This is a genomic window from uncultured Rothia sp., from assembly GCF_963544205.1.
Classification (GTDB): Bacteria; Actinomycetota; Actinomycetes; order Actinomycetales; family Micrococcaceae; genus Rothia.
In genome coordinates this window covers 1-24222 of the sequence record NZ_CAUUDY010000002.1, presented here as the reverse complement: position 1 = coordinate 24222, position 24222 = coordinate 1, and the positions used below count along the sequence as shown (strand labels likewise).

Annotated in this window: 20 protein-coding genes and 1 tRNA gene; 15 read left to right on the top strand and 6 right to left on the bottom strand. The window is 59.0% G+C overall.

The features are described from left to right. Nucleotides 1-56: 56 nt before the first annotated feature. The 3 genes from RWZ58_RS02085 to RWZ58_RS02075 all read right to left on the bottom strand — a co-directional run bounded on the left by RWZ58_RS02085 (nt 57) and on the right by RWZ58_RS02075 (nt 3352). Nucleotides 57-1316, bottom strand: a complete 1260-nt coding sequence (locus RWZ58_RS02085) for a cell wall biosynthesis glycosyltransferase (RefSeq protein WP_314657063.1) — start codon at nt 1314-1316, stop codon at nt 57-59. Next, complete coding sequence (locus RWZ58_RS02080; protein ID WP_314657061.1) at nt 1316-2950, bottom strand: DNA repair protein; 1635 nt, start codon at nt 2948-2950, stop codon at nt 1316-1318. Before RWZ58_RS02080 ends, RWZ58_RS02085 begins: the two co-directional genes overlap by 1 nt. Before the next feature lie 326 nt (nt 2951-3276). Beyond that, a tRNA-Arg gene (locus RWZ58_RS02075) sits at nt 3277-3352 on the bottom strand. Between the two features lie 500 nt (nt 3353-3852). Here RWZ58_RS02075 and RWZ58_RS02070 point away from each other — a divergent pair. The 3 genes from RWZ58_RS02070 to RWZ58_RS02060 all read left to right on the top strand — a co-directional run bounded on the left by RWZ58_RS02070 (nt 3853) and on the right by RWZ58_RS02060 (nt 8341). Beyond that, complete coding sequence (locus RWZ58_RS02070; RefSeq protein WP_314657060.1) at nt 3853-5703, top strand: phosphoenolpyruvate carboxykinase (GTP); 1851 nt, start codon at nt 3853-3855, stop codon at nt 5701-5703. 374 nt (nt 5704-6077) lie between these two features. After that, nucleotides 6078-6548 (top strand): Rrf2 family transcriptional regulator, encoded by a 471-nt coding sequence (locus tag RWZ58_RS02065; protein ID WP_049327323.1) that lies wholly within the window; start codon nt 6078-6080, stop codon nt 6546-6548. Between the two features lie 611 nt (nt 6549-7159). Further along, entirely contained in the window at nt 7160-8341 is a 1182-nt protein-coding gene (locus RWZ58_RS02060) for an FAD-binding oxidoreductase (RefSeq protein ID WP_314657058.1), read from the top strand. Nucleotides 8342-8496: 155 nt separating this feature from the next. Here the strand turns inward: RWZ58_RS02060 and RWZ58_RS02055 are convergent, their stop codons facing one another. Next, nucleotides 8497-9903, bottom strand: a complete 1407-nt coding sequence (locus RWZ58_RS02055) for a phosphomannomutase/phosphoglucomutase (RefSeq protein ID WP_314657057.1) — start codon at nt 9901-9903, stop codon at nt 8497-8499. Between the two features lie 137 nt (nt 9904-10040). Here RWZ58_RS02055 and manA point away from each other — a divergent pair, with 137 nt between their 5' ends. The 3 genes from manA (at nt 10041) to RWZ58_RS02040 (ending at nt 13145) form a co-directional block, all read left to right on the top strand. Then, a complete protein-coding gene (gene manA, locus RWZ58_RS02050; protein ID WP_314657055.1) occupies nt 10041-11228 on the top strand; it encodes a mannose-6-phosphate isomerase, class I in 1188 nt (395 codons plus the stop codon). A gap of 282 nt (nt 11229-11510) precedes the next feature. Next, complete coding sequence (locus RWZ58_RS02045) at nt 11511-11780, top strand: ACT domain-containing protein (protein ID WP_294641240.1); 270 nt, start codon at nt 11511-11513, stop codon at nt 11778-11780. A 9-nt stretch (nt 11781-11789) separates the two neighbouring features. Further along, nucleotides 11790-13145 carry a PFL family protein gene (locus tag RWZ58_RS02040; RefSeq protein WP_314657054.1) on the top strand — a complete coding sequence of 452 codons (1356 nt, stop codon included), beginning with the start codon at nt 11790-11792 and terminating at the stop codon, nt 13143-13145. A gap of 114 nt (nt 13146-13259) precedes the next feature. Here the strand turns inward: RWZ58_RS02040 and RWZ58_RS02035 are convergent, their stop codons facing one another. Next, on the bottom strand, nt 13260-14399 hold the full coding sequence (locus RWZ58_RS02035; protein ID WP_314657052.1) for a DNA polymerase III subunit delta': 1140 nt from the start codon (nt 14397-14399) through the stop codon (nt 13260-13262). Then, nucleotides 14396-15112 carry a dTMP kinase gene (gene tmk, locus RWZ58_RS02030; protein WP_314657050.1) on the bottom strand — a complete coding sequence of 239 codons (717 nt, stop codon included), beginning with the start codon at nt 15110-15112 and terminating at the stop codon, nt 14396-14398. Before tmk ends, RWZ58_RS02035 begins: the two co-directional genes overlap by 4 nt. A gap of 160 nt (nt 15113-15272) precedes the next feature. Here tmk and RWZ58_RS02025 point away from each other — a divergent pair, with 160 nt between their 5' ends. The 9 genes from RWZ58_RS02025 to rlmB all read left to right on the top strand — a co-directional run bounded on the left by RWZ58_RS02025 (nt 15273) and on the right by rlmB (nt 23758). After that, nucleotides 15273-16475, top strand: a complete 1203-nt coding sequence (locus RWZ58_RS02025; protein WP_314657049.1) for an aminotransferase class I/II-fold pyridoxal phosphate-dependent enzyme — start codon at nt 15273-15275, stop codon at nt 16473-16475. A gap of 48 nt (nt 16476-16523) precedes the next feature. Further along, nucleotides 16524-16841 (top strand): DUF2516 family protein, encoded by a 318-nt coding sequence (locus RWZ58_RS02020; RefSeq protein ID WP_314657047.1) that lies wholly within the window; start codon nt 16524-16526, stop codon nt 16839-16841. Between the two features lie 220 nt (nt 16842-17061). After that, nucleotides 17062-17799, top strand: coding sequence for a phosphoglyceromutase (locus RWZ58_RS02015; RefSeq protein WP_294642459.1), 738 nt, complete (start codon nt 17062-17064; stop codon nt 17797-17799). Between the two features lie 194 nt (nt 17800-17993). Then, a complete protein-coding gene (locus RWZ58_RS02010) occupies nt 17994-19121 on the top strand; it encodes a cell wall metabolism sensor histidine kinase WalK (protein WP_070833235.1) in 1128 nt (375 codons plus the stop codon). Between the two features lie 41 nt (nt 19122-19162). After that, on the top strand, nt 19163-19846 hold the full coding sequence (locus RWZ58_RS02005; RefSeq protein ID WP_005507150.1) for a response regulator transcription factor: 684 nt from the start codon (nt 19163-19165) through the stop codon (nt 19844-19846). 15 nt (nt 19847-19861) lie between these two features. After that, a complete protein-coding gene (ispD, locus tag RWZ58_RS02000; RefSeq protein ID WP_314657046.1) occupies nt 19862-20605 on the top strand; it encodes a 2-C-methyl-D-erythritol 4-phosphate cytidylyltransferase in 744 nt (247 codons plus the stop codon). Between the two features lie 88 nt (nt 20606-20693). Further along, the gene (gene ispF / locus RWZ58_RS01995; protein WP_049354501.1) at nt 20694-21176 is read left to right on the top strand and encodes a 2-C-methyl-D-erythritol 2,4-cyclodiphosphate synthase; all 483 of its coding nucleotides are present in this window, start codon (nt 20694-20696) and stop codon (nt 21174-21176) included. A gap of 82 nt (nt 21177-21258) precedes the next feature. Then, nucleotides 21259-22677: a cysteine--tRNA ligase gene (gene cysS / locus RWZ58_RS01990; RefSeq protein WP_314657044.1), complete on the top strand. Its 1419-nt coding sequence runs from the start codon at nt 21259-21261 to the stop codon at nt 22675-22677. A 94-nt stretch (nt 22678-22771) separates the two neighbouring features. Further along, complete coding sequence (rlmB, locus tag RWZ58_RS01985; protein ID WP_070593018.1) at nt 22772-23758, top strand: 23S rRNA (guanosine(2251)-2'-O)-methyltransferase RlmB; 987 nt, start codon at nt 22772-22774, stop codon at nt 23756-23758. Nucleotides 23759-24222 lie beyond the last annotated feature (464 nt).

Genomic DNA, 24222 nt, shown 5'->3' with positions numbered 1-24222 from the left:
GTATAAAGAACCGGTGCACGGGCGCGCTTCAACGGTGACTCAACGGTGACGAAGACCTACTCGGATTCCTTCTCCGCTTCATGCTTCTCTGTGTTCTGTTTCTCGGCATTCTGCTTTTCCGCGCTCGGGGCGTTAGCCCGTCCGGGACCGCGCACAATACCGCGCACGCTATCACGCGGGTCGGCGTAGCGCAGGTCAATACCGAAGGTATTGCGGATCTGACGTGCCGAGTTCAGGTGCCAACGCTGCGAATCCGAGGGAGTCACCGAGGTGACCGCCTTCTGACCCGGAGCCAGCTTCTCGTGGCGGATATCGTAGTGCTTACCACCCATGGTGATGGTGAAGCCGTGCTCCTGCAGTAGCTGCACGAACGCGTCCACATCGTGCGGGATCTTGCGGCCGCGCTGCCTCTTCGTGCCGCTCATCCTCGGCTGCGATTCGAAGGGGTTACGGCTGGGCGCGGTGCCGCGGCTAATACGAATCACCTGCTGGTCGGAGTGCGAGAACTCCACCTGGTAGCCGTTGAGCGAGTACACGGTGCGGCTACTGCCGGGAATCGGGCGGCGGTCCTCAGCCTCATCGAGGATGCGGGCAATATACTCGCCGGTCAGGCCAAGCGACTTGAGCTGAGCCTGAGCATCGGAGGAGAGCTGGTAGCCTCCCGCGAGAGCCTGCAACGGGCGTAGCGCGAGCACCTCGGCGGTCAGGGGGTTAAGCACCACCTGGTAGCCTTCCTCCTCGTGCGTATAGAGGGTAACTTCGCGGCCGTAACGGTTCTCCTGCGCGCTTTCCTGAACCACCGTGCTTGCGGGCGATTCGATGATGTCCAGCAGCAGCTCGTAGGTGAGGCCGTGGCGCATCATATAGTCCATCACGCCGGGGAGCACACCGTAGATGCGGCGGCGCGGCGGCACGTCGCCGTAGAACTCCTTCTCGATGCGCGCGGCAATACGCTGGTTCTCCAGCGGCACCTCGGTCAGCGGGATAAGGCGCTGATTGGAGGGGCGAATCTTGGCGCGTGCGGCGGCGGGCTTGGGCGCCTGACGGTAGGCATCCACCAGTGCCTGCTGCTGCTCCACGAATTCCTGGGCGATGAGCGGCAGGAGGGTGAAGTAGAGCTCTGCCGCTTCGGGCTTGAGAGCGCCGTTCTCATCGAGCAGGGAAGCACCATCCTTAGAGAGCAGATTCCACGGCTTATCGCCTGCCGTGCTCTCTTCGGAGTCGTGGTTGTCCCGGTAGCTATAGGTTGCGAGGGAGGCAAGCTCCTGCAGGCGAACGTACACCTCAAGAGGAACGGTAATCTGCTTAGCGGACATTATTTCTCCTCCTCGGTGGTGTTTTCCGCCTGGGTGGCTTTATCTTCTGCCTGCTTCGCCAGGGTGTTGCTGAGCTCTTCGAGCTGCACCTTACGCAGGGCCTCCGCGTGCAGGTTATGAAAGTCTGGGGTCTTCGCCAGAGCCAGCACAGTCCGCTCATCCGGCGAGATTGCGATTTCCAGACCCTGCGCCGCATAGATGCGGGTCCAGCCGTCAGCCATACGCACGCTCTCGGGGCTGCTCAGCGCCTGAAGCATCAGGTCGAAAACGAACGGAGGGTTCTTCTTCAGGAAGGTGCGGGCGCGCTCGCTGAACTCGAGCTCCAGGGCGTTGAGCGAAGTGTATTCGCCCTGTGCCAGGGAGGTTTGTGTCGCCTCGTTGTAGTCGGCGTCGTATTCGTCAATGACGGTAATGACTTCGGCGGAGGCGGTGTTCACGTCAACGCGGTAGTCATCGTGCGTGAAGCGGATGGTCCAGTCGTTGATGCGTTCCGCTTCGCCCTCGCGCAGGATGGTGCGCACGAGCTCTTCGCTGATGTTTTCGCGTTCGAGGCGCTCACGCAAGCTCGGGCGCAGGTGGTAGCTGCGTTCGCGATCCTCGGCGGTAATGGCGCGAGGTGCCGCGGGCGCGCTCGGGGTGGGAGCTGCGGGCTTCGGCGCACCCGGTTTCGGGGCGGTCGGCTTGGGGCCTGAAGTCGTAGGCACTGCGGGTGCGCTCGGCAACGACTGGGTGAGCACCGGCTGCTCTTCCACAGATACCTGCTCGATAGCCTCTGCCTGCTGGGCAGCTTCCGCGGCGGCGGCTTCGGCTGCCTGCTGACGGGCGCGCAGACCCTCCAGATACTCTTCGATGCGCGGCGGTCGGTAAGTGAGCGTGGACTTGCGGAACATGCCGGGGGATGGTGCACCGGGAGTCGGCACTGCAGGCTTCGCCACGGCGGGCCTGGGGACAGTGGGCTTGGGCGCAGTCGGCATGGGAACAGCGGGCTTGGGTGCCACAGACGTTGCGGCGGCAATCGTTGCCGGGCTGGGCGCCGCTGCAGTCTTTTCTGCGTTCGCTTCCACGGGTGCCTCTTCCGGCACGCTGGGAGCCTGGCTCGGCGCCTGCGCAGCACGGGCGGCAAAGAGTGCGGGGGAGAGGGTCGGCTTCGGTGCTGCAAGCTTGGGAGCAGTGGGCTTGGGAGCCGCGGGCTTCGGAGTATCTGCTGCGCTAACTTCAGCATCCTCAGCTACTGCAGGTTCGGCAGAAATAGTTTCAACCTCAGCCTTAGTCGTAGAGTCTGCGGTCGTCGCTTCGGCTACCTGCAGGTCGTTCTGCTCCTCGTCAACAGGCTCATCGTCGCCGCGACGCAGGGCGGCAACGAGTTCCTGACGGGAGGTATAAGGAATGATTTCCTCGGGCGAATCAATATATCGGGGGAAATTCTCGTAAAGAATCTTCGCCGCAGCCTCAAAGAGTTTCTCTGCGGACGCGTTGGCGGCGGGTGCGCAGGGGCAAAGGAGCTCCTGGCGCTGCGCGTCATAGAGGGACCAGTGGGCGCATCGTTCGGTGGGCGGGAAATAGTCTAGCGTTCCCAAATCAGCTATATCGATGAGCGCACCTATCAGGGACTGCGGAATGGATAGCTGTGCCATAGTGCTCCTTCGTGTTGTCTGCTCTCCAACCTATGTGTGGAGGGTCCTCTTTCCATCGTAGGCGTTTTTCGACGGGTGTGCCCCGGAGCACGTCATCTTGGAGCGTAAATCTGTGGATTCACAGGTTGAGGTGCACTTTTGGTGCGGAAGCGGAAGCGCCAGTTGGTGGGCTCCCTTGCTACACCTCTATATAGGTATCTCTGCATGCCGCAGCTTCTACATGCCTGTAGTTTCTGTATGCCGCGCCGTCTGCCGAGTGGGTGGCGCTTTCTGCGCAAACTTCTGGGAACACAAAAAATCCCCGGTTCCGAAGAACCGGGGATCGTTGGTGCGCCCGAAGGGATTCGAACCCCCAACCTTCTGATCCGTAGTCAGATGCTCTATCCGTTGAGCTACAGGCGCATGTTCCTCGCTTCGGATTTCTTCAACCCATCGCGGCAACAGGTACTACTATACGGATGTCCTCGAGGGCGTGCAAGCCGAAAATCTCGAAATCTGTCCAAAATCCCCTCCGAAGAAGCCGGAAATACCCCGTTTTACCGCGGAATTCCGGGGTTTTTGTGGTCACAAAATTTTTTCAAAATATTTTTATTACGCACCAAAACCTACCCCGAAGGCACCCAAAAATACCCCTCTGCACCCTTCAGGAACATCCAGAAGTCCCTCAAAAAATCTTTTCACCCCAAAAGAATGTGATGCGCGGAACGTAAGAAATAGCGTCATAGAGGGGTGTTCGGGTCATTAATGCGTTATTCTGTAAGCATCACGAGGAAGTGGCTTCTGTCCAAGCGTGCATATTCACCATTGTTTGCACGCTTGTAGTGTTTAACTGCTTCTTTGTTACCGCAGACCTAACCGGATCAACGTAGTATCCGGGCCACCGAATGAAGGGGAAAACGTCAATGGCTGACACCTCAACTCGTACTCTCTCTGCTGAGCTCGAAAAGGAGCTGCAGAGCGCACCCACTACCCACCAGGGCCTTCTGGATTGGGTTCGCGAAGTTGCGGCCCTGACCCAGCCCGAACACATCTACTGGGTCGACGGCACCCAGGAAGAATACGACCGCCTGGCACAGGAACTGGTCGACGCTGGCACCTTTGTTCGCCTCAGCGATCACGAATTCCCGAACTCTTACGCAGCTTTCTCCGATCCCGATGACGTGGCACGTGTCGAGGAGCGCACCTTCATTTGCTCCGAGACCGAAGAAGGCGCAGGCCCGACCAACAACTGGCGCGACCCTGTTGAGATGAAGCAGACCCTGACCGGCCTGTTCGAGGGTTCCATGCGCGGCCGCACCATGTACGTCATTCCCTTCGTCATGGGCTCCCTGAAGGCTAAGAACCCCAAGATTGCTGTTGAGCTGAGCGACTCCGCATACGTTGTCTGCTCCATGCGCATTATGGCAACCATTGGTAAGGACGTTCTTGCCAAGCTGAATGAGACCAACGGCTTCTTCGTCAAGGCTCTGCACTCTGTCGGTGCGCCCCTGGAGCCCGGTCAGGAAGACGTTCCCTGGCCCTGCAACCCCGAGAAGTACATCGTCCAGTTCCCCGAGACCCGCGAAATCTGGTCCTTCGGCTCCGGCTACGGTGGTAACGCACTGCTCGGCAAGAAGTGCTACGCACTGCGCATCGCATCCGTTATCGGTCGCGACGAGGGCTGGATGGCAGAGCACATGCTCATCCTGAAGGTCACCAACCCCGAGGGCAAGGTTCGCTACATCTCCGCAGCGTTCCCCTCGGCTTGCGGTAAGACCAACTTCGCAATGATGGAGCCCACCATTGACGGCTGGAAGGCTGAGATGGTCGGCGACGACATCGCATGGATTGAGTTCGACGAGAACCACCAGGCACGCGTGGTCAACCCCGAGGCTGGACTGTTCGGTGTGGCGCCGGGCACTGGTTACTCCACCAACCCGAACGCTATGAAGGCGATTGCCAAGGGCAACACCATCTTCACCAACGTTGCTCTGACCGACGACGGCTCCGTTTGGTGGGAGGGCAAGACCGACGAGGCTCCCGCACACCTGATTGACTGGACTGGCAAGGACTGGACCCCCGAGTCCGGCCGCCCGGCAGCTCACCCGAACTCCCGCTTCTGCACCCCCGCATCCCAGGTCGACATGCTCGCTCCCGAGTACTACGACCCCGAGGGTGTGCCGCTGAGCGCTATCGTTCTGGGCGGTCGCCGCAAGACCACCATCCCGCTGGTTTCCGAGTCCGAGAGCTGGGAGCAGGGCGTGTTCCGCGCTGTCACCCTGTCCTCCGAGACCACTGCGGCTGCTAAGGGCGCTGTCGGCGTGATTCGCCGCGACCCGATGGCTATGTTGCCCTTCATTGGTTACAACGCTGGTGACTACTTCAAGCACTGGATTGACCTGGGCAAGAAGCACGGCGCTGAGAACATGCCGAAGGTCTACTACGTCAACTGGTTCCGCCGCACCCCCGATGGTGGCTTCGCATGGCCCGGCTTCGGCGAGAACTCTCGCGTTGTGAAGTGGATTTTCGACCGCCTGGACGGCAAGGCTGGCGGCGAGGAGACCTTCCTGGGCACCGTTCCCACCAAGGAAGACCTGGACCTGACCGGTCTGGAAATCTCCGAGGACGAGCTGAAGGCTGCTCTGGCTGTCTCGAAGGACGAGTGGGCTGCTGAACTGCCCGGCATCGACGAGTGGCTGGCTAAGTTCGGCGACAAGCTGCCCGCCGAGGTCCGCGAGCAGCGCGACGCTCTGGCAAAGGCCCTGGAGGACTAAGACACTCCGGCTAATACATAAGGTTTAGCGCCTTGAAGGGGCGGAATCTCCCGGTGAGATTCCGCTCCTTCCTTCCGTTTATGGGGGTCGTTTGAATCCCTGTCAGATGGGAACTGATGAGTTGTCTCGCGGAGAGCTGCGAGTGTAAGGCTATGCAGTCTACTTGTTCCTGAGAAATACTCTAAAGACATTGGGAGGGTTACGAGGGGGCGATTGCGGCTGGCCCTGATTTCTTGCACTCTCACTGCACCGATACAATGCCAATGTAAGATTTTGAGCACTCTGAGCCTATGTCTGAGCCCAGGCAGGTTTAGAGCAATAGTTGCCGCCTATGTAGATGTGGCGGTAACACGAGAAGGATAGAAGGAGTATCCATGCGTTTGACAGCATTCTCGGATGTCTCGCTCCGCGTTCTGATGCTCCTGTCTGCCCTGGAGCCCGGTCAGAAGCTTTCCACTCAGAAGATTGCTGAGGGAGTGGACACCCCCTACAATCACGTGGCGAAGGCTGTAGCGTTCCTTGTGAATATGGGGTACCTGGACTCGACTCGCGGTCGTTCCGGTGGCGTTATGCTTTCGGATGCGGGTCGTTCTGCGACCGTCGGCACTATTCTTCGCGCTACTGAGGGTGATATTCCCATGATTGAGTGCGAGGATGAGAACGGCCACTGTCCGCTCGATAAGTTCTGCCGCCTGCGCAATGTGCTGGCGAGGGCACGCGAGGCATTCTATGCTTCTGTGGACTCGGTGGTGATTAGCGAGCTGACTGCCGGTGCGCGCCCTGTTGGCCCGGTGTTTGTTGAGCTGGGCTTTGCGCCTCCGGAGAATGCGCTGCCTGCACGCTAGGCTGGCAGGCTGAAAGAAATACGTGATGCCTGTGGAGCTTCCCGGTTGGGAGGCTCCACAGAGTTTTTAAGGCATTCTTGCGGCTGATGCAGGGTTGCTGGGGGTTTACGCGACGACTTTCTGCGGGAGTTTTGGGGTGTTGCGGTGGCGTTTTTGCTCCCATTTTCGGGAGTGCTGGTGCCTGTATGAATCCTAAATTCGTGCAGGAAATGCAGAATATTGCAAATTTGCTTTTCAAATGCTGAAAATGTGACCATATTCATTTTTGCACCGCCCTGCATACTTTCCGGGGTAAATATATTTTCATCCTGGTATTTTTATGCATGTTTCTGGGCTAGTCACCCGCCGAATATAGAAGCGCGGCTGGAAATATATAGTGTGACGCGCAACTCTCTCTTATGGTCAAAGTGAACCATAAGTCTCACCTAAATGCCTGTACAGCGCCTGGTGCATGACCTGCACTCAGCGCAAACACCCCGCAAAATGCTACGGTAAGGGTGCTTTGTAAACACTCTGTCACCAACTAAGCTGTCCGAGTGAACGCCCCGCATCACCCACATCAAGGGCGTCACCACAACGACCGCGGTGACCACACAGGAAGAAGGCAAGACATGCTCTCTGAGAAGTCCCGCCCCATTATTGAGGCAACGCTGCCCATTATCGCTGAGCGTATCAACGACATCACCCCCGACTTCTACCGTCGAATGTTTGCTGCCCGCCCCGATCTGATGGACGGCATGTTCTCCCGTTCCTCCCAGCTCGAAGGTACCCAGCCCCGCGCTCTCGCAGGCTCCATCGCTGTGTTCGCTTCCTACATTGTTGAGCACCCGGATTCCTACCCCGATGAGGTCCTCTCCCGCGTGGCACACAAGCACGCATCCCTGGGCCTGAAGGAAGAAGAGTACCCCACCGTCTACAAGTATCTCTTCGAGGCAATCGCCGCTAACCTGGGCGACCTGGCTACCCCCGAAATCGTTGAGGCATGGACCGAGGTCTACTGGCTCATGGGCAACGCTCTCATCAAGCTGGAGAAGGGCCTGTACGCTTCCCAGGCAAACGACGTCATGTTCGCACCCTTCAAGCTCGTTGACCGCAAGGAGACCGGCGAGAACGTTGTCGTGCTGACCTTCGAGCCCGCCGACGAGACCCCCATGACCGAGTCCAAGGGCGGCCAGTACATCTCCATCGTCGTTCCTGCACGCGACGGCCTGCGCCAGGCACGCCAGTACACCCTGCTGCCCAGCGAAAAGAACCAGCGCCGCATCGGTGTGAAGCTCGATCCCAACGGTGAGATGACCTCCATCCTGCACGAGCTGGAAGTCGGCGCAGTCGTCGAGATCTCCAACCCCTACGGTGACCTGACCCTGGAAGGCTTCGGCGACCCCGAGGCACCCCTGTACCTCTTCTCCGCAGGTATCGGCACCACCCCCATGCTCAGCTTCCTCTCCGAGCTGGTTGAGAAGGGCTCCGAGCGCCCCGTGACCGTGGTCCACGCAGACCGCCGCCTGGACACCTGGCCCCTGCGCGAAGAGCTCACCGAGCTCGTCAACAAGCTGCCCAACGCACGCCTCGTCTCCTTCATCGAAGGTGAGGGTGGCGACTACACCGGTCGCGTCGACATCTCCAAGCTGGACGTTCCCGCCAACGCTAACGTTTACCTCTGCGGCCCGCTGCCCTTCATGCAGGGCGTACGCTCCGCACTGGTGGAGGCAGGCGTTCCCGGCAAGAACATCAACTACGAGATCTTCGGCCCCGACCAGTGGATGCTCCACGACCAGGCACGCGAGGCGTAAAAACCCCGTAAGCCGGCTCGTCCGCTAGGTTTCTTAAACCCGGCTAGGTTCTTCCTCTTAGACAGAAGAACCTAGCCGGGTTTTTAGAACCCAAAATAAAAATCCCGCCCCGCAGACGAATCTGCGAGGCGGGATTTTTAGTAGTTAGCTAGTGCTTAGCCCTGGCGAACCAGAGCCAGAACCTCGTCGCGGACGCGCTCCATGGTCGCAACATCCGGTGCCTCAAGGTTCAGGCGCAGGAACGGCTCAGTGTTCGAAGGACGCAGGTTGACCCACCAGCCCTCTTCAGTGTTGGTGAAGGTGGTACCGTCGGAGTCCTCAACAACCACGGGAGCGTTAGCGTAGTGTGCACGCACGCGGTCCACAGCGGCAGCCTTGTCTTCAATCTCGGAGTTGATCTCACCGGAAGCAACGTACGGGGAGTACTTCGCGCTGATCTCGGAGAGGGGCTCCTCGCCGCCACCCAGAGCAGCCAGCACGTGCATTGCAGCGAGCATACCGGTGTCTGCGTTGAAGAAGTCCTTGAAGTAGTAGTGAGCGGAGTGCTCGCCACCGAAAACGCCGTTCTCCTTAGCCATAACAGCCTTGATGAAGGAGTGGCCCACGCGGGTCTTCACTGCGCGGCCGCCCAGCTTCTCAACTAGCTCGGGAACAGCCTTCGAGGTAATCAGGTTGTAGATGATGACGGGCTCTTCGTTGCCCTCAGCCTTCGCACGAGCAATCTCGCGCTCAGCAACCAGAGCGGTCACAGCCGAAGGAGTGACGGACTCACCCTTCTCATCGATGACGAAGCAGCGGTCAGCGTCGCCGTCGAATGCCAGACCAATGTCAGCACCGTGCTCAACAACAGCCTTCTGCAGGTCAACCAGGTTAGCAGGCTCCAGCGGGTTAGCCGGGTGGTTCGGGAAGGTACCGTCCAGCTCGAAGTACAGGGGAACGATTTCCAGGGGCAGGCCCGGCAGGATGGTGTCGCCCAGAACAGCGGGAGTGGTCATACCACCCATACCGTTACCAGCGTCAACAACAACCTTCAGGGGACGGATGGAAGACAGGTCAACCAGCTTGCGCAGGTACTCTGCGTAAGGCTTGAGGATGTCCTTCTCAGAAACGGTGCCGACCTTCTCTACGGAAGGAATCTCGCCCGCATCCAGGTACTTCTGAGCCAGGTCGCGGATATCGAACAGACCGGACTCGGAAGACAGAGGAACAGCGCCAGCCTTAGCCATCTTCATGCCGTTGTACTCTGCGGGGTTGTGGCTAGCGGTGAAGGTAACACCGGCAGCGTTCTCAACGCCACATGCGAAGTACAGAACGTCAGTGGAGATCAGGCCGATCTTCTCAACATTTGCACCGCGAGCGGTTGCACCCTGGGCGAATGCATCCATGAATTCGGGGGAGGAGGGGCGCATATCGCCACCGACCAGGATGGTCTGGCCCTCCAGGCCCAGAACGTCTACGAAAGCCGCGCCAGTAGCACGAACAGTCTCTGCGGTAATGGTCTCGCCGACGATGCCACGCACGTCGTACGCTTTGAATGAGTCATGTAGATTAATAGTAGTCACGCCTTTTATTTTAGCGGTAAAGAAGTGTAACTAGCCTCTATAATGGGCAGGTAAAACCTTATAAATTCCGCTGAATGTATGGGTTTTTTATCACGTCACTTGCTTCAAACAACTCACGTCGAGAGGTATTTTCCCCCATGGGTGAGATTTTTTCCCTAAAAAACCAGATTCAGAATTACGCGTGGGGCTCCCGCGAAATTCTCGGACGCATGCGTGGCGTGCCTGTCCCCACCGAACAGCCTGAGGCTGAGGTGTGGGTTGGCGCGCATCCGGCTGCGCCCTCCCGTGCCACTGTTGACGGCACCGAATCCCCGCTCAACGAACTGATTGTGGAGAACCCTTCCCGCTTCCTGCGCCCGGACCGTACCTCCGATTGGTTCCCCTTCCTCTTTAAGATCCTTGCGATTGATGCACCTCTGTCCATTCAGGTGCACCCCACCCCCGAGCAGGCTATCGCCGGCTTCGAGGACGAGCAGGCGCGCGGCATCGCGATTGACGCGCCGCACCGCAACTACAAGGACCGTTACTCCAAGCCCGAAACCGTCATCGCCCTGACCCAGATGCGCGTGCTGACCGGTGTGCGCACCTCCGAGCAGCTGGCAGAATTGGCGAAGGCGTTCAAGGCTGACTGGCTGGCAGAGCGCGTGGAGCTTACCCCCAAGCAGCTGCTGACCGAGATTATTCGCATGCCCGAAGAGACCGCCACTGCGGCTGTTGAGCAGCTTGTCGAGGCGGCAGCAGAGCTGACCGGCTCCGAGAACGCGCTTATCGCCGATGCAGCTGAGCTCGTGCAGATTGTTGCCGGCAAGTACCCCGGTGACCGCGGTCTGCTCGTGGCCTTCGTGATGAACCTGGTGCACCTTGCCCCCGGCGAGTCCGCCTTTACCCCCGACGGCCAGGTGCACGCCTACGTTTCGGGTACCGCCATTGAGCTGATGAACCCCTCCGATAACGTGATGCGTGCCGGCCTGACCGCCAAGCATATCGACACCGAGGAGCTCATTAAGGTGCTCGGCGAGAAGCAGGATGCACCCGTCATTCAGCGCCCCAACCCCGAGGACGGACCCCTGGGCACCTACGCCATGTGGGATGAGCGCATGAGCGTGACCCGTGTTCGCGTTGAAGAGGGCAAGCCGCAGGAGTACACCTTCGAGGGTATTAGCGCCGCACTGAGCGTATCCGGCGAAATCACCATTCATGCGGCAGACGGCAACGGCACCGAAGAGTTCGTGCTGGGCGCCACCGAGTCGGTACTGCACGTGGGTGAGCCCTCCGCGGCAACCCTGAGCGGTAGCGGCGAGCTGTACATCGCTTCTTACGTTTAGGAAATACTTCTAGACAGTTATCACTAGACAGTTATAAGGGGCATCAAAAATAGGTCGCTCCGCTAACGAAGCTAATAAAGAATCCACGTTCTTCCCTGTATTTATTCAGACCGGGGAGGCGTGGATTTTTTATGTCCCGTCAGCGTGAGTAACGGCGGCTTTTTGTGTTCCCCCTGCAGAATGTGTTCTGAGTAACCTATAATTGATCTTATAAATATGCGTATACCTGTGCGTTTATGCACGAATCCCCCAGGTGCGCAGCCAAACCATTAGGAGAACACCGTGAAGATCATCCTCACCGTCACAGGCATTGACCACGAAGGCATCATCGCCGCCGTGACCGCAACCCTCGCCGAACGCAAGGTCAACGTCCTGGACGTCTCCCAGACCATCATGGGCGAATACTTCACCATGATTATGCACTGCTCCTTCGATGAAACCCAGCAGAACCTCATCGACCTGCAGGAAGCCATGGCCGGTGTCGAACACGAACAGAAGGTGCAGATTCGCATCCAGGCAGAATCCATCTTCAAGGCAATGCACACCATCTAGGCGACCACCATGATGAACGACAATATTCTTGAAACTATCCGAATGATCGAGGAGCAGAAGCTCGACATTCGCACCGTCACCATGGGCATCTCCCTGCTCGACTGCGCCGACTCCGACGGCGAAGTAGCCCGCCGCAAGATTTACGACAAGATCACCAGCCGCGCAGCGAACCTCGTCAGCGTCTGCGAAGGCATCGAGGCCGAGCTCGGTATCCCGATTGTCAACAAACGCATCGCGGTCACCCCCATCGCGCTGGTGGCAGGCGCCTCCGGCGATGAGGACTACGTAGAATTCGCCCGCACCCTCGACGCGGCAGCCAAGGCAGTCGGCGTGAACTTCGTCGGTGGCTTCAGCGCCCTCGTCGACAAGGGCATGACCCCCGCCGACGAAAAGCTGATTCGCTCCATCCCGCGAGCGCTCGCAGAAACCGACGTGGTTTGCTCCTCCGTAGACATTGGCTCCTCCCGCGCCGGCATCAACATGAGCGCCGTCAAGCTCATGGGCGAGACCATCCGCGCCACCGCAGACCTGACCGCGGACGCGCACGGTTTCGGCTGCGCCAAGCTCGTCGTCTTCGCAAACGCCGTCAGCGACAACCCCTTCATGGCGGGCGCATTCCACGGCGTGCAGGAGGCAGACACCACCATCTCCGTGGGCGTCTCCGGCCCCGGCGTGGTGCACCGCGCCCTGCAGAAGGTCCGCGGCGAATCCTTCGACACCTGCGCCGAAGAAATCAAGAAGGCAGCCTTCAAGATTACCCGCGTTGGCCAGCTGGTCGGTACCCTCGCCTCCAAGCGTCTGGGCGTACCCTTCAACATTATTGACCTCTCCCTGGCACCCACCGCAGAGATTGGCGACTCGGTCGCGCACATCCTCGAGGAAACGGGTCTGGAAACCGTCGGTACCCATGGCACTGTCGCGGCACTCGCACTGCTCAACGATGCGGTGAAGAAGGGCGGCCTCATGGCGTGCTCGAACGTCGGTGGTCTCTCCGGTTCCTTCATCCCGATCTCTGAGGACATCGGCATGATTGAATCCGCAGCCGCCGGACACATCTCCCTCGACAAGCTCGAAGCAATGACCGCCATCTGCTCCGTTGGCCTGGACATGGTCGCGGTTCCCGGCGATACCCCCGCCTCTACCCTCGCCGCAATGATTGCCGATGAGGCAGCAATCGGCGTGATGAACCACAAGACCACCGCGGTCCGCGTCATCCCGGCGGTTGGCCTGGGCGTAGGCGACATGGTCGAATTTGGCGGCCTGCTCGGTCGAGCACCCGTCATGCCGACCCACACCCCGAGCGCGGAGGCGTTTATCGCCCGTTGCGGCCGTATTCCCTCGCCGGTTCACGGTTTCCGCAACTAAGCTCGATTCCGCAACTAAACTCTAGGGGCACTGAGAACCAATAGAAAAAGGGGAGGCATCGAAGAATATTTCTTCGGTGCCTCCCCTTGTGCTGTATGAGCTACCAAGAAGCTACTAATACACGAAGCGGCTCATCAACGCCTCAAGCGCCAGACGCGCGTTCGCGTTCGTCCGCAGGCGACGCAGAGTCAGCTCAACCGCCTGCACATCTTCCAGTAGCTGCTGGGCGGAACGGCGGGTGCAGAATGCCTCCAGAGGCTCGCGCAAATGCTCATTGACCAGCGGAGCCTGCGCAGACAGAGCCACCGTCAACGCATCACGCAGAACCGTCTGAACCTGAGCCACAGAACGCAATAGCGTATCCGAAGAAACGCGCTTAGCGCGGCGCTTCTGCTGCTCCTCCAGGCGGCGAACCTGCGCTCGCAAGGACGGCGAAACCCGCTCGCTCTCGCGGATACCCAGCAGAGCCAGTAGCTCCTGGCGCTCCTGCTCATCTTTGAGAGCGGAGACGGCCTGGGCGTCCTGGTCGGCTAGGTCGGTGAGTTTCTCAGCGGCGTTGAAAGCCGAAGAAATAGAACGAACATTCAGAATCAGGGAGGTAATCAGCTCCCGACGAGCCATCGCCTGCTCATCGGTCGCCAAACGGTACCCCTCCTGCGCATCGCCCAGAGCCAGGCGCGCCGCACGCTGCGCCAGCGGGTCAGCCACGCCGTGCGCCAGCAGATACTCGTGCACCTGCGCATCGCTCGGAACCGGCAACTGCACCGGACGGCATCGCGAACGAATCGTCACTAGCACGTCAGTGGGGGAGGGCGCCGTCAACAGCCAAATCGTATGCGGCGGCGGTTCCTCAATCGCCTTGAGCAACACATTGGAGGTGCGCTCCGGCATGCGCTCGGTGTCCTCCACCAAAATCACACGCCAACGACCCACGGTCGGGCGGTCCTGAGCCTTCATGACCAGCTCGCGTGCCTCATCAATGCTGATCTGCGTCGACTCAGTACTAAAGTGTGTGAAATCCGCGTGCGAACCGTTCATGACGGTCACACAACCCTTGCACTGGCCGCAGCCGCGGTTCTGCGGGTCGGGCTGCTCGCACAGCAGAGCGGCGGCGAAAACCTTTGCCGCCTCACGGTGAGGCGCGCCGGTCGCTCCGGTAAACAGCCAAGCGTGCGTGGGACGGCTAGCTGCGGCGTCTGCGCGTAGCTGCTGGAGCTTATCGGCGGGAATCAGCAGGGTATCCCAGAGACTCATGCGTCCTCCTGCGGGGTGCGGACCAGCTCGCGGGCGGCAAGCAGAGGCTCAATCACCTCAAGCACGCGCGCGTGCACCTGCTCAATCGTGCCCACACCGTCAATGATGCGGTGCGAGCCGTTAGCGTCCTCGCGGGCAATCTGCTCGAACGCGCCGTGAATACGCGCCTTGAACGCCGTGCCCTCAGCCTCAATACGATCAACGGTGCCGCGCTGGTCCATGCGTTCCTGCTCGGCACTCAGGGGCACGCTCAACAGCAGGGTTGCGTCGGGTACCAGATCGGCGGTGGCCCAGCGGCTCAAATCGACGATGGTCTCAACGCCCAGGTCACGGCCTACGCCCTGGTACGCGGCAGAAGAATCAATATAGCGGTCACACAGTACAATGGCTCCCTCAGCGAGCGCGGGGCGAATCAGCTGGGAGGCGTGCGCCGCGCGGGACGCCGCGAAAATCAGCGCCTCGGTGCGGTCGTCAATAGTGCCCTGACCTGCCTCAAGGACGAGCGCTCGCAGCTTTTCGCCAATCTCGGTGCCGCCGGGTTCGCGGGTGGTGATGACACGGTATCCGCGGTCGCGTAGTGCCTCATTCAGTAGGGTGAGCTGGGTGGTTTTGCCGGCGCCGTCGCCTCCTTCGACCACGATAAAAAGCCCGCGGCGACCGGTCGGGTCGGCGGGAAGATTCTGGGCATCGGGGGTGTAGCTGAGAGTATCCATCACTTCTTAAGGGTACCGGGTCTGCCCAAATCCTCAGTGTGGCTTCGGCGACGGGTCCGAACAGCGTTGAGTGCGCTTACAGGTAAAAAACATGTAAATCCTGTGTACCGTCACCGGCGTGGGCGTGCGTTCTGGGCGTGGGTGTGCCAGGCTTAAAGGCATGAGTGCAGATAACCACGACATGAATTACTCCGCCGAGACCTTCGTCGTCTCCGGCGGCCGCCCGGCACACGAGCATGACGCGCCGGTGAACCCCCCGATCGTTCTTTCTTCCACCTACCGCGGTGTAGACGCCGTCAATATTGAGCAGGACCGCGTGTACGCCCGCTTCTCGAACCCCACCTGGGAGGGCATGGAAGAGGTTGTGGCGAAGCTGGAGAACGCATCCCAGCCGGGTCTGCTGTTCCCCTCCGGCATGGCTGCTGTTGCTGCCGTGATTGACCTGGTTCCGGTTGGTTCCATTGTGCTGATTCCGAAGCACGCGTACATGGCGTCGGTGACCCTGTGCAAGGATTTGGAGCGTCGCGGTATCATTGAGCTCGTTCGCGTGGACATCGAAGACACCGAGAGCGTTATCGCCGCTATGGAGGACGCCGCATCCCGCGCTGGCGTGACCCCCGAGAACGTGAACTACTCGGCACCGAAGGTCCTGGCGTGGCTGGAAAGCCCCACCAACCCGATGCTTGAGGTCGCTGACCTGCCCGCCCTGCTGACTGCTGCCCGCCGCCTGGGTATTGTGACCGCAGTGGACAACACCTTCGCGACCCCGATTCTGCAGCGTCCCCTGGGCTTGGGGGCTGACGTGGTGGTTCACTCCGCAACGAAGTTCCTGGCGGGCCACTCGGATGTGCTGCTGGGCATGACCCTCACCTCGAATGAAGAGCTGTACAAGGCGATGCTGCACCACCGCATCACCAACGGCGCGATCCCCGGTCCCGTGGAGGCGTGGCTTGGTCTGCGCGGCCTGCGTACCCTGGCGTTGCGCGTGGAGCGTGCGGTGCAGAACGCGCAGGTACTGGCTGAGCGTCTGAACGAGCACCCCTTCGTGACCGAGGTACGTTACCCGGGTCTGGAGAGCGACCGCGGCCATGAGGTCGCGAAGAAGCAGATGGATGGTTTCGGTGCGATTCTCTGCGTCACCCTGGATACCGACGCGGCGGGCGCCCGTAACGTTGTGGAGGCGCTGAAGGTCTGGACCCCTGCAACTTCCCTGGGTGGTGTGGAGTCCCTGGTGGAGCGTCGCCGTCGCCACGGTAACGAGCCGGATTCGATTCCTGAGTCCCTGCTGCGCCTGTCGGTGGGTATTGAGAACGTTGATGACCTTTACAATGACTTGGTTGAGGCCTTTAAGGCTGTCCGCTAGGCACTTTGCTAGGGTTGTCTAGAGAAGCTGCTGATTCTAAGGAATACTATGTCTCCTATTCTGTTGGTCTGGTATGTGACCACTTTTGTTGATACGTTGCTGGCTATTGCGGCTGCCGTGGTTGGTGTGCTGGCGTTTGTGCGTGCGTGGATGTCTCCGGCTAATGCTTATGAATTTGCTGGTAAGCGCCCGAAGAACACCTGGCTGGCTTTGACCGGTGGCGCTGCCGCGGTGTCGCTGTTTAGCGTTTTTGCTGCGGTGACTGGTGGCGGTAATAGTGTGCAGATTCTTCAGCTGGTTGCTGCTGTGATTAGCTGCGTGTTCTTGACTGGTGTGTGGCCTTCTGTGGGTCGCCGCCGTTTCTAGCGTTAGCTTGTGCGCTCGCTTTGAGCGATACGTTGTGAGGCCTCGCGTGCCGTCTGTCGGGTTTGTTCCGGTTGGACGGTGTGCGGGGCTTTGCCGCGTCTTGGCGCGGTTTTTACTGTTCCTCTTCTGGTAGAAAAGACCCTTATAAATTTTTGGGAGAATGCATATTTTCTATGCCTTAAGGCATGACAAACCGGCGGGTAAATGAAAAAATAGAGGTATGACTTACAAACTAGTACTCCTGCGCCACGGCCAGTCCGAGTGGAACGAGAAGAACCTGTTCACCGGCTGGGTGGACGTTAACCTGACCGATAAGGGCCGCGCTGAGGCTAAGCGCGGCGGCGAGCTGCTGGCAGAGCGCAACATCCTCCCCGATGTTGTTCACACCTCCCTGCAGCGCCGCGCAATCAACACCGCTAACCTTGCACTGGATGCAGCGGACCGTCTGTGGATTCCCGTCAAGCGCACCTGGCGCCTGAACGAGCGTCACTACGGTGCTCTGCAGGGTAAGAACAAGTCCGAGATTCGCGAGGAATACGGCGACGAGAAGTTCATGACTTGGCGTCGTTCTTACGACGTTCCGCCGCCCCCGCTGGACGACAACGACCCCTACTCGCAGGCACACGACCCCCGCTACGCGAATGTTGAGAACGCTCCCCGCACCGAGTGCCTGAAGGACGTTCTGGGCCGTATGCTTCCCTACTGGGAGTCGGATATCAAGCCCGACCTCGCAGCAGGTAAGACCGTTCTGGTTGCTGCACACGGTAACTCCCTGCGTTCGCTGGTCAAGCACCTCGAGGGTATTTCCGATGAGGACATTGCTGGCCTGAACATCCCCACCGGTATTCCGCTGTACTACGAGCTGGATGAGAACTTCAAGCCCGTCAAGGCTGGCGAGTACCTGGACCCCGAGGCTGCTAAGGACGCTATTGCTGCCGTAGCAAACCAGGGTAAGTAATACCTTCGACAGGGTTTCGCCCCTGTGTTTGTGATGAGCCGCCCACCGGTAAGGTGGGCGGCTCATTGCGTTCTCTGCAAGGTTTCTGCACGGAGAGTTGGTCTGAAGTCGGTCTGAGAAGAGGCGCGCTCGCCTGAGTGCTGGGTATCGGTCACATTTATACTGAGTGGGGTACTCGAATAGAAGGGAAGTACATGGATGCCGGTCTGATCGCCTTTATTGCGGGCATGATAGGTCTGCTGGTGGGCGTCCTGAGCATGAACGCGGTGGCGCGTAGTGAGCGTGAGCAGGAGCGTAGCTTGGTGTCGGCGCCGGCGCTGCGTGATGGTGCCGCTCAGGTGCTTGCTGTGATTGGTCGCGCCTACCTGGTGATTGATGAGGTGGGCGGCGTGGTTCAGGCTTCTCCGGGTGCTTATGCGATGGGTCTGGTGCGTGGCCATACGGTGGCGTCTGATGAGCTGGCGGATATGATTCGCACGGTGCGTCATCGCGGTATTTTTGTGGAACGTAGCTTTGAAATTGACCGCGGTGAGGGCGAGGCGCTGGTCCTGGATGTGCGTGTTGCGTCGCTGGGTGATGAGTACATTCTGGTGCTGGCTGATGACCGCACTGAGATTTCTCGTGTTCAGCGTATGCGTAATGACTTTGTGGCGAATGTGTCGCATGAGTTGAAGACTCCGGTGGGTGCGGTGAGTCTGTTGGCTGAGGCTATTGAGCAGGCGAGTGATGACCCGGAGGCTATTGAGTATTTTGTGGGTCGTCTGCATAAGGAGACTCGCCGCCTCTCTGCGCTGGTGCGTGACATTATTGAGCTTTCGCGTCTGCAGTCGACCGATGTGATTGCGCGTGGTGGTCCGGTGTCGGTTCCTTCTTTGGTGGCTGATGCGGTGGATCGTTCACATATTGTGGCGGAGGAGAAGGACATCCAGATTTCTACCCGCATCGAGGAGGTCCCCGAGGTGTATGGTGACGCCGAGCTGCTCGGTATTGCTGTGCAGAACGTGGTGGAGAATGCGGTGCGGTATTCGCCGGAGCATACGAAGGTGGATATTTGGGTGCATCGTGTGGCTGATCAGCTGCTGGTTGAGGTTTCTGATCAGGGCGTGGGTATCCCTGAGGATGAGCAGAAGCGTATTTTTGAGCGTTTTTACCGGGTTGATCCGGCTCGTTCGCGTCAGACGGGCGGTACCGGTTTGGGCTTGAGCATTGTGAAGCATGTGATGACTCAGCACGGTGGTAGCGTGACGGTTCGTTCGATGCCGCAGGAGGGCTCGACGTTTACGTTGGCGTTGCCGCTGAATGAGGCTCCGGTCGCAGTGTAGTGTTAGCGGTATAGGTTTTATGGAATCGAAGGAAGTTATTGATGTCTAAAATTCTGATTGTTGAGGACGAAGAGGCCCTCTCGGATCCTCTGGCGTTTTTGCTGGGTCGTGAGGGTTTCCAGACGATTGTTGTAGATAACGGTCTGGATGCTCTGCCGGTGTTTGACCGCGAGGGTGCGGACCTGGTGCTGCTGGATGTGATGCTTCCGGGCATGTCCGGTATGGAGGTGTGCCGTAAGCTGCGTGAGGTGTCTTCGGTCCCGATTATCATGCTGACCGCTAAGGATTCTGAGCTGGATAAGGTTCTGGGTCTGGAGCTGGGCGCTGATGATTATGTGACGAAGCCGTATTCTGCGCGTGAGCTGATTGCTCGTATCCGTGCGGTGTTGCGTCGTCGTTCGGCGGAGACTGATTCTGCTACTGAGTCGGTGCTGCAGGGCGGCCCGGTGCGTATGGATATTGACCGCCATGTGGTGACGGTTAATGGTGAAGAGATTTCTATGCCGCTGAAGGAGTTTGAGCTCCTTGAGATTCTGCTGCGCAATGTGGGCCGTGTGATGACTCGCGGCCAGCTGATTGAGCGCGTGTGGGGTGCCGACTATGTTGGCGATACGAAGACCCTGGACGTGCATATTAAGCGTCTGCGTTCGAAGATTGAGCCGGACTCTTCTGCCCCGCAGTATGTGGTGACGGTTCGCGGCTTGGGCTATAAGTTCGAGGCGTAGGCGGGCTAGAGACTGATGACTTCTGCTTCTGCGGCGAATACTGCTGTGATTGTTTTGTCGGCTGGTTCGGGTACTCGCCTGGGTGAGCCGATTCCGAAGGCTGCTGTGCGTGTGCACGATCGTACTCTGCTGGATTATGCGTTGGAGGGTGCGCTCGCTTCGGGTGTTGCTGAGCATGTGGTGGTGACGGTGCCTGCTGATTGTTCGGTGAGTTGCCCGGAGCTTTTGGAGGATGCCCGCCGTGCCGGCGCGCTGATTACCACTGGCGGTGATACTCGTACTGCTTCGGTGGTTGCGGCGTTGGATGCGTTGAAGGATGCGCAGGTTCCGGTGGATTATGTGCTGATTCATGATTGTGCTCGTGCTTTTACTCCGCCGCAGGTGTATCACCGTGTGCTTGAGGGTCTGGGTTCTGAGAGTCCGCAGGGTATTGTGCGTGCGGTGATTCCTGTGTTGCCGGTGGTGGATACGGTGAAGACTGTGGATTCTGCCGGCCTGGTGACGGGTACTCCTTCGCGCGCGCAGATGCGTGCGGTGCAGACTCCTCAGGGTTTTGAGGTCTCTGCCCTGTTGGCGGCGCATGAGCGTAGCCGCTCCCTGCCGCCCGAGGAAGCGGAGCTACTGACTGATGATGCGATGGCTATGGAGGCGGCGGGCGAGCCGGTGCTGACGGTTGCCGGTGACGCGGATGCGTTTAAGGTGACGACTCCGATGGATTTGCGGGTTGCTCGCGCGCTATATGGCGATTCTGCTTCCTAATCCTGCCGCCTAACGCCTCCTATACCTGCCTCTGTAGTGGGGCGGGCACTGCCGCTGAGAAGATTTTGTTCGATTGAAGGGTCCTGTAATGACTGTTATTCCTCGTGTTGGTACCGGTGTTGATGTCCATGCTTTCGGTGAGGAGGGCACTCCTCTGTATATTGCTGGCCTGCATTGGCCGGGTGAGCGTGGTTTGAGCGGCCATTCTGATGGCGATGTGGTGGCTCATGCTGCCGCTGATGCGCTGTTCGCTGCCTCGGGTACGGGGGATTTGGGCTCGAACTTTGGTGTGGACCGCCCGGACATGAAGGGCGCTTCGGGTGTTCGCATTCTTTCTGAGGCGGCGGCGATTGTGCGTGCGGCTGGTTTTGAGATTGGCAATGTGAGCGTTCAGCTGGTGGGTAACCGCCCGAAGTTCTCGCCGCGCCGTGAGGAGGCGAACCGCGTGCTGAGCGAGGCGGCGGGTGCCCCGGTGACGGTGATTGCGACGACTACTGATGGTTTGGGTTTGACGGGCCGCGGTGAGGGCGTGGCTGCTATTGCGACGGCGCTGGTGTATCCGCGTTCGTAGGTGTTTGGTTGCTTTGAACCATTCTGTAACCTATCGCTGATTTACCGACCCGGCGTCTGAACCGACCCCGTAGAATGAGAGTGTGACTATGCGTTTTTATGATTCTGCTTCCGCGACTATTCGCGAGTTTGAGCCCGTCGTGCCCGGTGAGGCGCGTATCTACTATTGCGGTGCTACGGTGCAGGGTGAACCGCACCTGGGCCATATCCGTTCGGCGCTGGTGTTTGACCAGTTGAGCCGTTGGATGCGCTACCGCGGCCTGAAGGTGACGACGGTCCGCAATGTCACTGATATTGATGACAAGATTTTGGCGAAGTCTGCTGATTCTATGGAGCCCGGTTTTGAGGGTGAGTTCCCGAATGAGCAGTGGTGGGCGCTCGCGTACCGTTTTGAGAAGGTTTTTGCTCAGGCGTATGCGGCGTTGGGTATTGACCCGCCGACGTATGAGCCGCGCGCGACCGGCCATATTCCGGAGATGTTTGCTCTGATTCAGCGTCTGATTGATCGCGGCCACGCGTACCCGGCGTTGGATGATTCTGGTGACGTGTATTTTGATGTGCGTTCGTGGGATAAGTACGGCGCACTGACGAATCAGAGCGTTGAGGATATGCAGGATTCTGCGGATGCTGATCCGCGCGGTAAGCGTGACCCTCGCGATTTTGCCCTGTGGAAGGGTTATAAGGAGGGTGAGCCGCTGACTGCTTCGTGGGAGTCTCCGTGGGGTCGCGGCCGTCCGGGCTGGCACTTGGAGTGCTCGGCGATGGCGGGTAAGTACTTGGGTTCGCGTTTCGATATTCACGGTGGCGGCCTGGATCTGCGTTTTCCGCACCATGAGAATGAGCTGGCGCAGTCGACTGCTGCCGGTGATGATTTCGCGAACTTCTGGATGCATAACGGCATGGTCACCTATGAGGGTGAGAAGATGTCGAAGTCTATCGGTAATACGATTTCGCCGGCTCAGATGCTTGAAATGGCTCGTCCGCTGGTGGTTCGCTACTACTTGGGTAGCGCGCATTATCGTTCGGTGCTGGATTACCGCCCGTCGTCTCTGCAGGAGGCGGCAACCGCTATTGAGCGTGTTGAGGCGTTCCTTGCTGCTACTCAGGATTTGCTGAAGCCGGGTCGTGAGGTTCCGGAGGCTTTTGCTGAGGCTATGGATGATGACGTGAACATTCCTCGCGCCCTGGCTGTTCTGCATGAGCAGACTCGTGCGGGTAATGCTGCGCTTGCTGCTGGTGAGGATGCTTCGGATGCGGCTAACGCCGTGATGGCTATGGCTGAGGTTCTGGGTCTGGCGCAGCTGATGAGCTTTAACGCTGAGGGTACTTCGGGTGCTGAGCATGAGGCTTTGGACGCGCTGATTCAGGCTGTGTTGGCGGAGCGTGCGGATGCTCGTGCTCAGAAGGATTGGGCGAAGGCTGATGCGATGCGCGACTTGTTGGCGTCTGCTGGTGTGCAGGTGAAGGACGGCGCGAATGGTTCGACTTGGAGTGTCGGCTAGAGGGTGATGTGCCCCGCGTTTGTGCGCAAGGCTTAGGTCGTGCGGGTTCTCTCGCGTAGACTCGTATTCAAAACTTTGACGAAGGAAGAGAAGAATGGCTAAGGCAGGTTCGCGCCCGGGCGCTACCAGCAAGAAGAAGGGTGCTACTAAGGGCACCGGTGGTCACGGCCGTAAGGCGCTTGAGGGTAAGGGCCCTACTCCGAAGGCTGAGGACCGCGTTTATCACAAGGCGTATAAGATGAAGCGCGCGGCTGAGCGCCGTGCTGCTACCGGTACGAACCGTAAGTTCCAGACTCGTCTGGGCGGTAAGCGTGCTAGCGATGAGCTGGTGACTGGTCGTAACGCGGTGCTGGAGGCTCTGCGTACTGAGATTCCCTCAAAGCACCTGTACATTATGAGCCGCATTGAGGTGGATGACCGCGTCCGCGAGATTATGACTATTGCGAATAAGCGCAATATTCCGATGCTGGAGATTCCGCGTAGCGAGCTGGATCGTTTGACTGATGGTGCGGTGCACCAGGGTGTGGCGATGCAGATTCCTCCGTACAAGTACCCGGATGCTACCGACCTGGTGCTGGATACTATGGAGCGTTGGCACTCGGGTAAGCTGTCGACTCCGCCGCTGTTTGTTGCGCTGGACGGTATTACTGATCCGCGTAACCTGGGTGCGATTATTCGTAGCGTGTCCGCGTTTAGCGGTGATGGCGTGATTATTCCTGAGCGTCGTTCGGCTGCTGTGACTGCTGGTGCGTGGAAGACTAGTGCTGGTGCGGCTGCTCGTATTCCTGTTGCGATGGCGACTAACCTGACTCGCGTGATTCAGCAGGCCAAGGAACAGGGTATTTTCGTGATTGGTCTGGATGGCGGTGGCGATATTGAGCTGCCGGCTCTGGAGCTTGCGAATGAGCCGCTGTGCGTGGTGGTTGGGTCTGAGGGTAAGGGTCTGTCCCGCCTGGTGACTGAGAACTGCGATCAGATTGTGTCGATTCCGATTGACTCGGCAATGGAGTCTTTGAACGCGGCGATGGCTGTGGGCATTACTCTGTACGATGTGTCGCGTCGTCGCGCTACCGCGAACTAGAGTTTTGAAGTTGGCGAGCTACAGCCTGTAGCTCTGTAGCTTGAACCCTGTAGCTTGAATAAGGAGGGCGCCCCCGTGAGGGGGTGCCCTCCTTTTCTATCTCTTCCTATCTTCTGCTCCCTCTATAAGGTGTCCTTTGGATGTGCTCCTGGAGGCTTTCTGAGCTCTTTTGAAGGTTTTTAAACTTTTTTCAAAGAACTTTAGGGAGGCTTATCCTGCGTTGACTAGGGGTTTTAGTACTCTGTTCAAGTCAGAATGAACCTAAACCCCTGTATTTGTGTTCTACTTCACCCTTTTTCGGGTTGCAGGGGTGTTTGGGGGTCTGTATAGTTGTATGAGTCGCCGCGGCGAGGAGGAAAAAACGAAGAGTTTCTTCGGTGTTTCTCCTAGTCGGAAGCGGTTTGACAGGCTTTCAATTGTATAGTGTTTTGGTTTCTTGCTTGAAGGAATTTCGGGTTGCCGGT

Coding starts and splice junctions, on each gene's coding strand:
- tmk (WP_314657050.1), bottom strand. CDS start 15,112: ATGGATACTCTCAGCTACACCCCCGATGCCCAGAATCTTCCCGCCGAC.
- RWZ58_RS02065 (WP_049327323.1), top strand. CDS start 6,078: ATGCGTTTGACAGCATTCTCGGATGTCTCGCTCCGCGTTCTGATGCTC.
- rlmB (WP_070593018.1), top strand. CDS start 22,772: ATGGCTAAGGCAGGTTCGCGCCCGGGCGCTACCAGCAAGAAGAAGGGT.
- ispF (WP_049354501.1), top strand. CDS start 20,694: ATGACTGTTATTCCTCGTGTTGGTACCGGTGTTGATGTCCATGCTTTC.
- RWZ58_RS02005 (WP_005507150.1), top strand. CDS start 19,163: ATGTCTAAAATTCTGATTGTTGAGGACGAAGAGGCCCTCTCGGATCCT.
- RWZ58_RS02035 (WP_314657052.1), bottom strand. CDS start 14,399: ATGAGTCTCTGGGATACCCTGCTGATTCCCGCCGATAAGCTCCAGCAG.
- RWZ58_RS02085 (WP_314657063.1), bottom strand. CDS start 1,316: ATGTCCGCTAAGCAGATTACCGTTCCTCTTGAGGTGTACGTTCGCCTG.
- RWZ58_RS02025 (WP_314657049.1), top strand. CDS start 15,273: ATGAGTGCAGATAACCACGACATGAATTACTCCGCCGAGACCTTCGTC.
- RWZ58_RS02010 (WP_070833235.1), top strand. CDS start 17,994: ATGGATGCCGGTCTGATCGCCTTTATTGCGGGCATGATAGGTCTGCTG.
- RWZ58_RS02060 (WP_314657058.1), top strand. CDS start 7,160: ATGCTCTCTGAGAAGTCCCGCCCCATTATTGAGGCAACGCTGCCCATT.
- RWZ58_RS02070 (WP_314657060.1), top strand. CDS start 3,853: ATGGCTGACACCTCAACTCGTACTCTCTCTGCTGAGCTCGAAAAGGAG.
- RWZ58_RS02080 (WP_314657061.1), bottom strand. CDS start 2,950: ATGGCACAGCTATCCATTCCGCAGTCCCTGATAGGTGCGCTCATCGAT.
- RWZ58_RS02020 (WP_314657047.1), top strand. CDS start 16,524: ATGTCTCCTATTCTGTTGGTCTGGTATGTGACCACTTTTGTTGATACG.
- manA (WP_314657055.1), top strand. CDS start 10,041: ATGGGTGAGATTTTTTCCCTAAAAAACCAGATTCAGAATTACGCGTGG.
- RWZ58_RS02015 (WP_294642459.1), top strand. CDS start 17,062: ATGACTTACAAACTAGTACTCCTGCGCCACGGCCAGTCCGAGTGGAAC.
- ispD (WP_314657046.1), top strand. CDS start 19,862: ATGACTTCTGCTTCTGCGGCGAATACTGCTGTGATTGTTTTGTCGGCT.
- RWZ58_RS02040 (WP_314657054.1), top strand. CDS start 11,790: ATGATGAACGACAATATTCTTGAAACTATCCGAATGATCGAGGAGCAG.